A 13707-nucleotide genomic window follows, 5' to 3' on the forward strand; every position below is an offset into this window, starting at 1 on the left:
CAGCTTGCGGATTGGCCGCTCTGGCTGACGCAGCCGTCTCCGAACGGATCGGCTCGACATTCCGGCTGCGTTTCACATCATTGCGGTTGCACGAAAAGAAAGGATATATTGCCAGACTTGCATGAATCATTGCTGCGCCTGAGAGACTGCAACAAATATATATTCACAGGTTAATATTGAATGAAATCTTTTATTCGGAAATATGAATATTTTTGTCAAATTGCAGTTCGTTGCCGGACCGCATATCAAGATGAAAAGGAAGTCAGTTCTGTTCGTCCGAACTGACAATGCATCAACGAATACGACGTCAATCCGGCTCGATCTGTTTCAACACCATCATGAGCGATTGGCCGATCTCGGTGCCCGGTATTCCGAGACCTTGAACGCTGCTCATATGGTTCTGGCCCGTAAACGAAAGGGAGCGAACCTTGACGGTCTGGCTCTGGAGCAGCTTTGCAAACTGCCTCGCCTGATCGTGGAAGGGTGGCGTCTCGTCTGCGCCAATGGCCAGGATGACCTCGCAGGCCGGATCATAGGCCTGCATCAGGGGCGTGAAGCGGCGCACTTCCTCATCCGTCAGTCCAATCTCGGCTGCGAGAAAGGAGCTTTGCAGCGGTTTCAGATCGTATAATCCGCCAAGCAGAAATGCCGTCTTGGCGCCCGGATGCGGCCTGTCCTCATGCAGCAGAAAGCTCGCGAGATGCGCACCGGCCGAGTGCCCGCTCACACTCAGCCGATGCGGATCGCCACCATGGCTGGCGATGGTGTCTGTGACCCATCGAGCAGCCTGGCGGGTCTGGTCGACGAGCACCTCCAGCCTGACGGTCGGCATGAGCGCATAATCGATGATGACGGCAATGGCACCTGCAGCGGTGATGGCTTGCGCTATGTAGGAATAGTCGCGCTTCGAAAACATCCGCCAGTAGCCGCCGTGGATGAACAGATGCACAGGCAGATTCCGGCGAGGCCCCTGCGGAAAGAAGAGGTCGAGCGTCTCGCCGGGCCCTTCGCCGTAGCGGATATCGCCAATCATCGGGATATCACGCCGCGCCGCCGCACTGCGTCGAACGATATCGCCGACGATATCGTCAAAGTTTTCGACATGGCTTCTGATGTGGAACGGATCGCCGTCCATGGCTTGTCTCGTCAAAAGCTGGTGGCCACGTATTTGGCTTCCATGAACTCCAGAATGCCGTGACGCTGTCCGCCCTCGCGGCCGAGGCCGCTTTGCTTGACACCGCCGAACGGCGCCGCAGGATCCGACACCAGGCCCCGGTTGAGGCCGATCATGCCAGCTTCGATCCTGGAGGCGACGCGCAGGCCGCGTGCGATATCACGGGTATACACATAAGCCGCCAGGCCGTACTCAGTCGCATTTGCCAGACGAACGAGTTCCTCTTCATCGGCAAAGCGATAGAGCGGCGCCACGGGCCCGAAAATCTCCTCGCTTGCCATTTCTGCCTCCGGGGAGACGTCGGCAAGCACCGTCGGCGGATAGAAGAATCCCTTGCCCTCCGGCACGTCGCCACCGCAGAGCACCGTCGCACCACGTGTTTTTGCGTCGAGCACGAGCCTGTCGATCTTGTCCACGGCCTTGCGGGTGATCATCGGTCCGCACTCCGTCTGCTCGGAAGCGCCGGCGCCAATGCGCAAGGCCTGCATGCGGCGCGTCAGGCCGTCTGCGAAAGCCTCGTAGAGCCCGTTTTGCACATAGATGCGGTTGGCTGCCGTGCAGGCTTCGCCGGCGTTGCGCATCTTGGCGACCATCAGGCCATCCAGAGCGGCTTCGAGGTCGGCATCATCGAAGACGATGAAGGGCGCGTTGCCGCCAAGCTCCATGGAGCAGGAGATCACGTGCTTGGCCGCCTCTGCCAGCAGCGCCCGGCCGACGCCGGTCGAGCCGGTAAAGGAGAGCTTGCGCACGCGGGGATCCGCGAGGATGGCCGAGGTCATCGCGCCGGGGTCCGTCGTCGTCAACACATTGACGACGCCGGCGGGAACGCCCGCCTCCTCGTAGAGCGATGCCAGGGCGAAAGCCGTCAGAGGCGTTTCGCTCGCGGGCTTCAGGATGACGGTGCAGCCCGCCGCCAATGCCGGCGCGATCTTGCGCGTGGCCATTGCGGCCGGAAAATTCCAAGGCGTGATCAGCAGACAGATGCCGATCGGTTGGTAATCGACGATGATCCGGTTGGTCCCGGCCGGCGCCAGGGCATATTCGCCGCTGATGCGAACGGCCTCCTCGGCATTCCAACGGAAGAACTCGGCGGCATAGGCCACTTCGCCTCGCGCATCCTTGAGCGCCTTGCCATTCTCCAGCGAGATGAGGGTTGCCAGCATATCCGCGCGCTCGATCATCAGGTCGAAGCAGCGGCGCAGGATCTCGGAGCGTTTGCGCGGCGGTGTTGCCTGCCAGGCCGGTGCCGCCGACGCGGCGGCCTCCACGGCCTTCGCCACGTCCTCAGCCGTCGCATCCGGCACGGCCGCGAGCACGGCCTCGGTGGAGGGATCGACAACGGGGATCGTGCGGCCGGAGCTGGAGGGCAGCCATGTTCCGCCGACATAGAGGCCGCGCGCGGCCGCCGCGATATCGGGCATGTCCGGCATGGAATGGAGTGCGGTTTGAGCAAGGGTCATCGTGATATCCTGGATTAGATGGCACTGGCGGCGAGATCGCCGTCATAGGCGGCCTTCACCAGCCGCTTCATGGCGTCGAGATCGAAAGGGCGGGGGTTGTTCTTGATCAGCCGGTCGATGCCGAAGGCTTGTTCGGCGGTCCATTCGATCTGGTCCGCGCCCAGGCCGAGAGCCTGCAAGGTGGGCGTGATGCCGATCGCCTCGAACAGGCGGCGCACTTCCTCGATGGCCGCCTTCGCCAGCTGTTCGACACTGCGCCCGTTCGGCGCAATGCCGAGCGCCAATGCGATCTCGGCAAGCTCGGGCGCTGCGTTCGCGCTGTTATAGCTCATAACATAGGGCATGAGCGTCGCGACACCGAGGCCGTGCGCCGTGTGGGTCAGCGCGCCGGCTGGATACTGGATGGCATGGGCGGCGGCCGTGCCGGCGGTGCCGAAGGCGCAGCCAGCGGCCAGCGCGCCCATCATCACCTCGCCGCGTGCCTCCTCATCGAACCCATCACGATAGGCCTTCTCCAGGCTGCGGCCGAGAAGCCTGATGGCCAGCAGCGCATAGTGATCGGTCAAGGCGCTCTTGCCGATAAAGACATGGTTCTGCGCCAGCAGCGGATCGGTGCCGCGCCGTGCGGCGGTAAAGGCTTCGATCGCATGGGTCAGGGCATCGGCGCCGGCTGCCGCAGTCAGTCCCTGCGGGCAGGACATGGTCAGGTCCGGATCGCAGATCGCGGTGGTGGCGATCAGATAGGGGCTGGAGATGCCAACCTTGAGCGTGCGGTCGGGATCGGTGATGACCGCCACCGGCGTGACCTCGGACCCGGTCCCCGCCGTGGTGGGAATGGCAATGATGGGCAGAGTCGGGCCGGGAACCTTGAACTCGCCATAGTAATCCTGAAGCCGCCCGCCATGGGTGAGGAGCAGGGCCGCGCATTTCGCCATGTCGAGGCAACTGCCGCCGCCAAGGCCAATGACCATATCGGGCTTGAAGCCGCGCGCATCCTCCACGCAGGCGGCGACCGAATCGCGCGGCACGTCGGGCAACACCCCGTCATGCACCAGAATATCGACCGATGCCGCACGCAACGCCGCGATCATCTGCGCGAAGACCGGGGTCTGCGCAAAGCGCTGGTCCGTGCAGACCAAGGCCCTCGAGCCCAATCGCGCGGCCACCTTGGGCAGGGCATGGCGATGCCCTTTGCCGAACAGGATTTCATGCGGCAGCCGGATCGCGGCGAACTGGGTCATGTCTGGTTTCCTTTAAGGAGCACTGTGTCGTTTGCCCGGCCGCGCATGCTCTGCCCGAGTGGCGAAGGGCGCGGACGAAAGCCGATCCGTTGTGGCGGCTGGCGAGTGTCACGGCGGCGTGACCTCTTCCAATGGTAAGAAATAACGAACTTATGTGGGTGTGGCCGACAGGCGTGAAGCTTGCCTCTGTAAGCGCCATTCAAAGCCAGAATTACGCAACCGCGCGCGGACATCGAACCGGACATGCGCGATACCCTGCATGTATCGCGCTGTAATAGCTGCTTTTTTCGAGACGATATAAAATCGTATAGGATATAGGATTGCATGACAGTAAGCATCGTGTTACGTCTTGTTCATGTCAAGAGGCAAAGCAATGCAGAGCAGAATATCCCAGCGGCTCGATACCGCAGCGCAATCCGGAACGGCGATCCAGAGGTCTACGAGCCTCGCAGGCGACGTCTATGACGCCATCTTCGCGCAGCTGATGTCGCTGAAGATCGCCCCGGGCGCACGCATCACCGTCGACAATCTGGTGAAGGAATTCAGCGTTTCCCATACGCCGATCCGCGAGGCACTCGGCCGTTTGGAAGGCGAGGGGCTGGTGATCAAGACGCATCTGATCGGCTACAGCGCCGCACCGCAGATCTCCCGCCGTCGCTTCGATGAACTCTACGAATTGCGCCTGCTGTTGGAACCGGATGGCGCGGCGAAGGCGGTCGCCGCGATGAACGAGGAGAGTCTTGCGGCTCTGCGCGAGGCCGCAGGCGTCATGAGCCGGGGCGGCGCCGACGACCGGCTGCGCTATTCCACTTTCGCGCGTCAGGACAGCATCTTTCACGATATGATCATGCAGCTGGCGGGCAACGAACTCATTCGCCAGACGCTGAACCATCAGCACACGCACTTCCATATTTTCCGCCTGATGTTCCATGCGCGTGTGACCGAGGAGGCGCTGGACGAGCACCAGGCCCTTCTGGAGGCATTTGCCAACGCCGACCCTGCCGCCGCGGCGCGCGCCATGCGTCTGCATATCGAACATTCCAGGGATCGGCTCCTGCCGGCCTTCGACTGAGGATTTGCGGATGTCCACCATGTCGTCTGCCGGGCGCACGCGGATCGAGATTGCGCAGGTCCATGGGGCCGCTGCCCCCGCGCCGGTGCTTCGCGCCATCGGCCTCGGCAAGGTCTATGGCACCGTCACCGTGCTGACCGATATCAGCCTCGATATTCTGCCCGGCGAAATTCACGCCGTGATCGGCGAGAATGGTGCCGGCAAGTCGACCTTCATGCGCCTTCTGTCTGGCTACGCCGCGCCGAGCGCCGGCACGCTTGAGATGAACGGCGCAGCGACCGCATTTTCGAAGCCGGAGCAGGCGCAGAAAGCGGGCATCGTGCTCGTCCATCAGGAAATCCTGCTGGCCGATGGCCTGAGCGTTGCCGAGAACCTGTTCCTCGGACGCGAACTGATGCGCCATGGCATTGTCGACGACCGGTCGATGCTGCGTCTTGCGGCCGAAAAGCTGGCCGAACTCGGCTGCTTCGTTTCGCCACGGGCCCTGGTGCGCACGATTTCGCTTGCCGACCGGCAGCTCGTCCAGATCGCCCGCGCGCTGCTGGACGATTACCGGCTGGTGATTTTCGACGAACCGACGGCGGTTCTGACGGGCGGTGAGGTGGAGCGGCTGCTGTCCATCATCCTGCGGCTGAAGGAACGGGGCATCGCCATCCTCTATATCAGCCATCGGCTGGACGAGGTGCAGCGGCTGGCCGACAAGGTGACCGTGCTGCGCGACGGCAAGATGATCGGCACCTATCCGGGCCGCAACCTGTCCCAGCTTGATATGGCCAAGCTGATGGTCGGGCGCGATCTGGCGGCGATGTATCCGGAGCGGAAGCCCAAAGCGCTCGGCGAGGCCATGCTGGAGGTGCGCGATGTCAGCGTGGCCGGCTGCGTGCACGATGTGTCGTTTTCGGCGCGTAAGGGCGAAATCCTGGGCTTCGCGGGGATGATCGGGGCGGGCCGCACCGAGCTGTTCGAAGGGATTACAGGCCTGTGCCCCTCTACGGGAACCATCCTTTTGGAAGGGCGGCCGCTTGTGTTGCGTGGCCCACGGGCGGCGATGGATGCCGGGATCGGCTATCTGACGGAGGATCGCAAGGGCAAGGGCCTGCTTCTCAACGAGCGCCTTGCGCCCAATCTGACGCTGGCGGCGCTGAACCGCTTTCATCCCGGCTTGATGATGCATCGCCGCCGCGAGCAGGCGGCGCTGAGCGAGGCCGTGTCCGACTACGACATCCGGCTGAAGAGCCTCGGGGTCAATGCCGGCCATCTCTCCGGCGGCAACCAGCAAAAGCTGCTTCTCGCCAAGATCCTGCTCACACAGCCGTCCGTCGTCATCATCGACGAACCGACGCGCGGCATCGACATCGCCAACAAGGCGCAGATCTACGCCTTCATCCATCAGCTGGTCGAAGAGGGCCGCACCTGCATCGTCATCTCCTCGGAGATGCAGGAACTGATCGGCATATGCGATCGCATCCTGGTGATGCGTCAGGGCCGCATCGCGGGCGAGGTGACGGGCGAGCGGATGACCGAACATGACATTGCGCTTCTGGCGACGACCGATGGGACGGTTGCGCTGGATGAGGGAGGAAGACGATGACTGTGATGACGGATATGGCTGTGCCTCGGCCGCAGCGCGACTGGAATTTCAGCTGGACGGATGTCGGCCCGTTCCTCGCCCTTGTGGCGCTTTTGATGATCGGCTTTGCCATCAACCCGGACTTCCTGTCCGGTACCAATCTCGCCAATGTCATCACGCGCAGCGCCTTCATCGCCATCATCGCGGTCGGCGCCACCTTCGTGATCTCTTCCGGAGGGCTCGACCTCTCGGTGGGCTCGATGGCTGCCTTCATCACGGGCATCACCATCATGTTCATGAACGCCATGGCGCCGGCCTGGGGCGCCATGGCCATTCCCATGGGCATGGCCGTTGCCATCGGCGTCGGTCTGCTCTGCGGGCTGATGAACGGGCTGATCGTCACGGTGGGCAAGATCGAACCCTTCATCGCCACGCTCGGCACCATGGGCATCTTCCGCGCGCTGATCACCTATATGTCGGATGGCGGTACGATCCCGATCGACAGAACCCTGCGCGATGCCTACCGACCGGTCTATTTCGGCACCGTCGGCGGCATTCCCTATCCCATCCTGATCTCGATCGCGGTTGCGGCCGTTGCTTCCATCGCTCTCTACAAGATGAAATACGGACGCAAATGCGCGGCTGTTGGGGCGAATGAGGATGTTGCCCGCTATTCCGGCATTTCGGTTATTTCCACCAGGACGATCGCCTACGCCATCCAGGGTGCCTGCGTCGCAATTGCCGCCATCTGCTACGTACCGCGTCTGGGTGCGGCAACGCCCACCACCGGCGTGCTCTGGGAGCTGCAGGTCATCACGGCGGTCGTCATCGGCGGCACGGCCCTTCGCGGCGGCAAGGGTCACATCTGGGGAACCGTTGCCGGCGCCGTGATCCTGGAGCTGATCGCCAATCTGATGGTGCTCTCCGACTTCGTCTCCGAATACCTCGTCGCCGGTGTCCAGGGCGTCATCATCATCATCGCCATGCTCATCCAGAGGTTCTCGAAGTAATCCGCTGCCGGACCGGCGGGTGTGTGTTCTCAGGTCCGAATTGGGAGGAACCAATGTTGACAAGAAAAAGGATCGCGGCACTGGCCGTGACGTCGCTGCTGCTGGCAGGTCACGCCGTTGCTGCAGACAAGAAGGTGGTCGCCGTATCGATCCCGGCGGCCGATCACGGCTGGACCGCCGGCATCGTCTATCATGCACAGGCCGCCGCCAAGGAAATCAATGCCGCATTTCCCAATGTGGACGTGGTTGTCAAGACCTCGCCATCGGCCACTGCGCAGGTCAGCGCGCTTGAGGATCTCTCCGCAGGGCGCAAGCTCGATGCCCTCGTCATCCTGCCGCATACGTCGGAGGAGCTGACGACGCCGGTCAAGGCGGTCAAGGATGCCGGCACCTTTGTCACCGTGGTGGACCGCGGCCTGAACGACCCGTCGATCCAGGACCTCTATCTCGCCGGCGACAATATCGCGGTTGGGCGCAACACCGCGAAATACATGATCGACAAGCTCGGCGGCAAAGGCAATCTGGTCGTGCTGCGCGGCATTCCCACCGTGATCGACGACGAGCGCATCAAAGGCTTTCAGGATGCGATCAAGGGAACCGAGCTCAAGGTGCTGGACATCCAGTATGCCAACTGGAACAGCGACGATGCCTTCAAGCTGATGCAGGACTATCTGGCGAAATATCCGCAGATCGATGCCGTCTGGGCCAATGACGACGACATGCTGCTCGGCGTTCTCGAGGCGGTCAAGGAGTCGGGCCGTAAGGACATCAAGCTCGCGCTCGGCGGCAACGGGATGAAGGACATCGTCAAGAAGGTTATCGATGGCGATGCCATGACGCCGGTCGAAACGCCCTATCCGCCGGCCATGATCAAGACGGCGATCTACATGACCGTCGCCAATCTCATCGGCCAGGCGCCGATCCGCGGCAATGTGAAGCTCGACGCGCCGCTCATCACCCAGGAAAACGCCCAGGAATACTACTTTCCGGACTCACCTTTCTGATCAACGCACGGGGCGCGCGCGCGCGTGCTGTCCGCCCCGTTCCACCTATCACGCCCCATACGTTACGCCTTGAGGAATGGATATCATGCCAGGCAAAAAGATTCTGATGCTGACCGGTGAGTTTACCGAGGAATATGAGATTTTCGTCTTTCAGCAGGCGATGGAAGCGGTGGGGCATACGGTGCATGTCATCTGCCCGGACAAGAAGGCTGGCGACCTGATCAAGACGTCGCTTCACGATTTCGAGGGCGACCAGACCTATACCGAGAAGCTCGGCCACTTCTTCACGATCAACAAGACCTTTTCCGAAGCCGAGGCGCAGCTGGACCAATATCATGCCGTCTACGCTGCAGGCGGCCGCGGCCCGGAATATATCCGCACCGACAAGCGGGTGCAGGCAATCGTCCGGCATTTCCACGAAGCCCAGAAGCCGATCTTCACGATCTGCCACGGCGTGCAGATCCTGATTGCGGTCGATGGCGTGGTTCGCGGGAAGCGCGTCGGTGCGCTGGCGGCTTGCGAGCCCGAGGTGACGCTAGCCGGCGGCACCTATGTCGATCTTTCGCCGACCGAGGCGCTGGTGGACGGCACCATGGTCTCAGGCAAGGGATGGACGGCGCTCGCCGCCTTCATCCGGGAATGCCTGAAGGTGCTGGGCACGGAGATCACGCACCGCTGAACGATGGCCTGGCGTGCGAGCGCCAGCTTCTCTTTGCGGGTCAGGCCGGGACAGCATGGGTCCCGGCTTGTTTGTGCGCAGCGCCGGCGCGCCGGCGCCTATGGGAACTTCAGGCTCTTGCGCACGTTCTCACGAACGCCAGCACAGGAGGAACACATGGCTCACACGCAAGACGATCAGGACAAGGTGTGGGAGCTTGCAAAGGACATTGGCTTTTGCATGCTGACGACCCAATCCGGCAACGATCTTCGCGCTCGGCCGATGTCGGCTCAAGGAGAGCGGGACGAGCACGCCTTCTACTTCCTGACGGATGTGAACAGCCACAAGGACGAGGAAATCGCGCAGCATCCTGCGGTCTGCCTGGCCTTTGCAAATCCGAAAGGCCAGAAATACGTCTCGATCTCCGGCACCGCCGAGATCCAGAACGACCGCGAGAAAATCAAGGAGCTGTTCGCCTTTCCGGCCAAGGCATGGTGGGACAGCGCCGACGATCCGTCGATCCGTATCTTGAAGGTAACGCCGTCCTTCGCCGAATACTGGGACAGCCCCGGTACGGTCATCAGCTATATCAAGATGGCTGCCGCAGCCGCCAGCAGCACCAAGCCTGACGTGGGCGAAAACGCGTCCGTGAAGCTCTGAGCATCTCAGCGAGCGTGAGCGGAGCCAGCGGCTTCGCTCCGCACTTGCTTTGCAGCCACCTAACACCCTTGCTTTCGCCTCGCTTGCCAAAGCTCCGTCAACGGAGCGCGCGCCGCTGCTTTTGGCAGCCAGGATCATCGCCCTCGCTCCGCAGCTCGCCATCTCTTCGCTCGGCGCCACCAGTTCGAATGCGTCTGCCATGAGAGGGCGCTGGAACGCAGGGACGCTTTGTCTGTTGGACCTCAGGTCAACAGCAAGGAGCGCTTCCATGAGCGATAAGGATCCAAAGGGCGACAACACCAGCGGCGGCGGCCATCTCGGCGGCACGCATCTCGGCCAGTCTCCCGATGCGAAGACAGTCTCGACGACGGAGAAAAAAGGCGACAAGGCCCGCCCGAACGACGGGAAAAACTGACGCCTGTCATTTCAGACCCATCCACGGATGACACATATTCCGCTATCGCAGCAGGCTGATGATACGCCCATCGGCCTGCCCGCTTCCGTCACCGATAGCGAGCCCCCGGTATGCCTGGCGCCAGAACAAGCTGGCGTTGACGTATCGACAGCCGATAACGCAATCATCCCAATGCATTGAAGCCAAGCGTGATCGATCCGTGGCTTCGTTTCTGCCCCAAGCGCACACTTTGGTCACTACAGGGCGGGTGTTCGACGATTCTACTGAAAGGCCGTTTCGAAGAAGCTTCTGAGCTTGCGCGAATGCAGCTTTTCCGGCGGCATGGCCGCGAGCTTCTGCAGCGCACGAATGCCGATCTGCAAATGCTGGCTCACCTGGTTCTTGTAGAAGGCGGTGGCCATGCCTGGCAGCTTCAGCTCGCCATGCAACGGCTTGTCGGAGACGCAAAGCAGGGTTCCGTAAGGCACGCGGAAGCGGAAGCCATTGGCGGCGATGGTGGCCGATTCCATGTCCAGCGCGATGGCACGCGATTGGGACAGGCGCTTCACCGGCCCGCGCTGGTCGCGCAGCTCCCAGTTCCGGTTGTCGATGGTGGCCACCGTGCCCGTGCGCATGATCCGCTTGAGGTCGTAGCCCTCATAACCGGTCAGCTCCGCCACCGCATCCTGCAGCGCCACCTGTACTTCGGCCAGAGCTGGGATCGGCACCCAGACGGGCAGATCGTCGTCCAGAACATGGTCCTCGCGCACATAGGCATGCGCCAGCACATAATCGCCCAGCGCCTGGCTGTTGCGCAGGCCGGCGCAATGACCGAGCATCAGCCAGGCATGTGGCCGCAGCACGGCGATGTGATCGGTGATCGTTTTGGCGTTGGACGGGCCGACGCCGATATTGACGACGGTGATGCCGCCATGGCCCTTGCGCTTCAGGTGGTAGGCCGGCATCTGCGGCAGGCGGGCCAGCGCCAGATCGGTTTCCGGTCTGTCGGATCCGGCATGGGTGACAATGTTGCCCGGCTCGACAAAGGCCGTATAGCCATTGCCGCCCTCGGCCATCTGCCCGCGCGCCCAGGCGCAGAATTCATCGATGTAGAACTGGTAGTTCGTAAACAGCACGAAGTTCTGGAAATGCGTGGCGCTCGTGGCCGTGTAGTGGGACAGCCGCGCCAGCGAATAATCGATGCGCTGCGCGGTGAACGGCCCGAGCGGGAAGGGCTCGCCGGGGCCGGGCTCATAGGAGCCGTTGGCGATCTCGTCATCCGTCGTCGTCAGATCCGGTGCATCGAAGAGATCGCGCAGCGGCACTTCGATGTTCTCGGCAAGCGCCGCCTCGACATGAGCGCCCTCGCCAAAGGCAAAGTGCAAGGGGATCGGCGTGGAGGACTCCGACACGGTGATCGCAACATTGTGGTTGCGGATCAGATGGCCCAGCTGTTCCTTCAGATAGTGCCGGAACAGGGTCGGGCGCGTGATCGTCGTCGTATAGACGCCCGGCGCGCTGACATAGCCATAGGACAGGCGCGAGTCGACATGGCCATAGCTTGTCGTCTCGATGCTCACCTGGGGATAGCAGGCCCGATAGCGGGTCGTCGCATGGCCACTCTTTCCCAGTGCCACGAAGGCATCGGTCAGGAAGGTGGCGTTGCGATTGTAGAGCGCTTCGAGTGCGTCCACCGCCGCGACCGGGTCGTCGAAGGTCTGGGGCGCGAAGGGCTCCGGCGTGGTGAGCGCCAGTGAAGAGGCGGGGAGGATTCGTGCGTTCATGCGGCATTATAGGTCGCCGCTTTTGACAAGCAAACGACAAGATAGGCCTGATCGCCGCATCCGTGCATTTTACATGATCAAGGCAGAATGTCAGAGCCTTACGGGAACCCGACCGGCGCCAGGATGTTCGAGCAAGCCGGACGCCGGCTCACCCAGTCAGCTCATCGCCTGGCGCTGCAGCGTGACGAAGAGCACGAGCCCGGCCCCGTTGCCGAGCTTGTTGGTGTCGGAGCCGGCCGCCGCAAGGGCCCCAAGCGGACCGGCGATCAGCACCGCGAGAAGAAAGGCGCGCATCGTAGTCTCAAGCGAGGGCATGACGAACATGGCCGGTCTCCTGCAAAAGAGAGGAAGATCCCGCTGTTACAGCTTGGCTTCGTCTAGGGTGCGCAGGCGCGCCTGGCAGAACTGAGCCGTATGTGCAGTGCAGTCGGCCAGACCGTTGGTGGCTTCGCGGCGGCGCTCGGTATCGGCGCTGACGGCAACCGCCAGCGACATGGCGAAAGCAACCATGAGCATGCTGATGATGGTGAGGCGGCGAGCGAGGATATCCATGGTGACGGTCCTGAGGTTGGTTCAATTTGAACCGGTTGAAATCGATGATGCCGTTTTAGCGGCAGCAAACTGAATGCCTCCTGAGACCGCGGTTCATCTCCCGTTCATCTTCGTTCAGCCTGTGGATAAGATTTGGAAAGGCTGTCCGCCACGAACAAGCGCCACGTGAGCCTCCATCAAGCAGTGCTTGTTTCGCGATATGGTTGTATATTTTAGTGGCTGGCGGCGTGCAGGAAAGGTTAAGTCCTTCTTCGCACATGCAAAAATTTTCGCCTGGTCATGGTTCGCGCGAACCGGCTCTTGGAGAAGGCTTGTCTCGACCGTCACTCCCGTAGACGCGCAGCCATCCTCGTGCCTGTCAAAGGCGCGTCCAAGCCTGTGGGAACCCGCTGAACGATCCACATCAAGCTGGAAAATTCGAGGTTTCCTGAACGGCCGCGTTCACCAAGCTTGCTACAGGCGGGTCATCCACTTAGGGCGGATGGAATCGCTTGTTCCTGCAGACGGGCTGCGCGCATGCGGTCTCTCCCCGGCATCGCCGGGGGATAGTCCGGCCTCTCACCGCATTCGTCCCTGGATCTAAAGGGCGACCCGAGCGTGAGGTCCCTACCTGTCTCCGATGGCGAAAGAGCCGCCGCTTACAGCTTCGTCCAGGTCTGGGAGCGGCAGAAGACCTTCATCACGCAGCCCTGCAGTTTCATCGAGCCGCCGGTAAGGGCGGCCGAGCCGCTATAGGTCTTGTCGTTGCTCGGATCGGTGATCTCGCCGGTATAGGCAGACCCGGCCCCCGACAGTGTGCCGATGATCTTGCCCGCATGTTTTCCGGTCTTCAGCGTAATACAGTAATTGCCGCCGCATGAGGCGATTGCCGCCGTCTCGCCGCTTTGGGTCTTCCAGCTGCCGACGATCGGCTCGGCGGCAAGAGCGCTTGAGCCGAGCGTGAGCCCCAGAACAAGCGCCGACAGCCGACGGGTGTTGTGCAAACCTGTCATGTCATTCTCCTCCTCTTGCGGCCCAGCCATCCGGCGCACCGTCGCGCCGTGAGATGGCCGGCCATCCTCTTCCCATGGTCTGGCATTGTGACAACCAGGGCCATTTCGCAACATGCCCCCACGCCAGCGTCTTAAG

At 62.1% G+C, this 13707-nt stretch carries 14 protein-coding genes; 7 read left to right on the forward strand and 7 right to left on the reverse strand.

Annotated features, from left to right (window positions below; all coding sequences use genetic code 11):
* Window positions 1–307: 307 nt before the first annotated feature.
* From BMX61_RS10940 to BMX61_RS10950, 3 genes are read right to left on the reverse strand one after another with little or no spacing between them, the layout of a single operon-like run.
* Entirely contained in the window at window positions 308–1135 is an 828-nt protein-coding gene (locus BMX61_RS10940) for an alpha/beta hydrolase (RefSeq protein WP_075629788.1), read from the reverse strand.
* An 11-nt stretch (window positions 1136–1146) separates the two neighbouring features.
* The gene (locus BMX61_RS10945; protein ID WP_407703766.1) at window positions 1147–2595 is read right to left on the reverse strand and encodes an NAD-dependent succinate-semialdehyde dehydrogenase; all 1449 of its coding nucleotides are present in this window, start codon (window positions 2593–2595) and stop codon (window positions 1147–1149) included.
* A gap of 53 nt (window positions 2596–2648) precedes the next feature.
* Window positions 2649–3875, reverse strand: a complete 1227-nt coding sequence (locus tag BMX61_RS10950; RefSeq protein ID WP_075629786.1) for an iron-containing alcohol dehydrogenase — start codon at window positions 3873–3875, stop codon at window positions 2649–2651.
* Between the two features lie 373 nt (window positions 3876–4248).
* On the opposite strand from BMX61_RS10950, the gene BMX61_RS10955 reads away from it, so the two are divergent.
* The 7 genes from BMX61_RS10955 to BMX61_RS24660 all read left to right on the forward strand — a co-directional run bounded on the left by BMX61_RS10955 (window position 4249) and on the right by BMX61_RS24660 (window position 10264).
* Window positions 4249–4947, forward strand: a complete 699-nt coding sequence (locus BMX61_RS10955) for a GntR family transcriptional regulator (RefSeq protein ID WP_075629785.1) — start codon at window positions 4249–4251, stop codon at window positions 4945–4947.
* 19 nt (window positions 4948–4966) lie between these two features.
* A complete protein-coding gene (locus BMX61_RS10960) occupies window positions 4967–6538 on the forward strand; it encodes a sugar ABC transporter ATP-binding protein (protein WP_075629924.1) in 1572 nt (523 codons plus the stop codon).
* The gene (locus tag BMX61_RS10965) at window positions 6535–7527 is read left to right on the forward strand and encodes an ABC transporter permease (protein ID WP_075629784.1); all 993 of its coding nucleotides are present in this window, start codon (window positions 6535–6537) and stop codon (window positions 7525–7527) included. The genes BMX61_RS10960 and BMX61_RS10965 overlap by 4 nt, the downstream gene beginning before the upstream one ends.
* 53 nt (window positions 7528–7580) lie before the next feature.
* Window positions 7581–8531 (forward strand): substrate-binding domain-containing protein, encoded by a 951-nt coding sequence (locus tag BMX61_RS10970; protein ID WP_075629783.1) that lies wholly within the window; start codon window positions 7581–7583, stop codon window positions 8529–8531.
* Between the two features lie 85 nt (window positions 8532–8616).
* Window positions 8617–9210, forward strand: a complete 594-nt coding sequence (locus tag BMX61_RS10975; RefSeq protein ID WP_075629923.1) for a DJ-1/PfpI family protein — start codon at window positions 8617–8619, stop codon at window positions 9208–9210.
* Window positions 9211–9366: 156 nt separating this feature from the next.
* Window positions 9367–9849: a pyridoxamine 5'-phosphate oxidase family protein gene (locus BMX61_RS10980; protein WP_075629782.1), complete on the forward strand. Its 483-nt coding sequence runs from the start codon at window positions 9367–9369 to the stop codon at window positions 9847–9849.
* 268 nt (window positions 9850–10117) lie between these two features.
* Window positions 10118–10264 (forward strand): hypothetical protein, encoded by a 147-nt coding sequence (locus tag BMX61_RS24660; protein WP_092742551.1) that lies wholly within the window; start codon window positions 10118–10120, stop codon window positions 10262–10264.
* Between the two features lie 260 nt (window positions 10265–10524).
* Here BMX61_RS24660 and BMX61_RS10990 read toward each other — a convergent pair whose 3' ends face one another.
* The 4 genes from BMX61_RS10990 to BMX61_RS11000 form a co-directional block, all read right to left on the reverse strand.
* Complete coding sequence (locus tag BMX61_RS10990; RefSeq protein ID WP_075629781.1) at window positions 10525–12027, reverse strand: AMP nucleosidase; 1503 nt, start codon at window positions 12025–12027, stop codon at window positions 10525–10527.
* Window positions 12028–12183: 156 nt separating this feature from the next.
* Window positions 12184–12351 (reverse strand): hypothetical protein, encoded by a 168-nt coding sequence (locus tag BMX61_RS24665; RefSeq protein WP_170854927.1) that lies wholly within the window; start codon window positions 12349–12351, stop codon window positions 12184–12186.
* A gap of 36 nt (window positions 12352–12387) precedes the next feature.
* Window positions 12388–12579: a hypothetical protein gene (locus BMX61_RS10995; protein ID WP_075629780.1), complete on the reverse strand. Its 192-nt coding sequence runs from the start codon at window positions 12577–12579 to the stop codon at window positions 12388–12390.
* Window positions 12580–13217: 638 nt separating this feature from the next.
* Window positions 13218–13571 (reverse strand): DUF2147 domain-containing protein, encoded by a 354-nt coding sequence (locus BMX61_RS11000; RefSeq protein WP_075629922.1) that lies wholly within the window; start codon window positions 13569–13571, stop codon window positions 13218–13220.
* Between the last annotated feature and the right edge of the window lie 136 nt (window positions 13572–13707).

The sequence above is a fragment of the Xaviernesmea oryzae genome (assembly GCF_900109605.1).
GTDB classification, from domain to species: Bacteria; Pseudomonadota; Alphaproteobacteria; order Rhizobiales; family Rhizobiaceae; genus Xaviernesmea; species Xaviernesmea oryzae.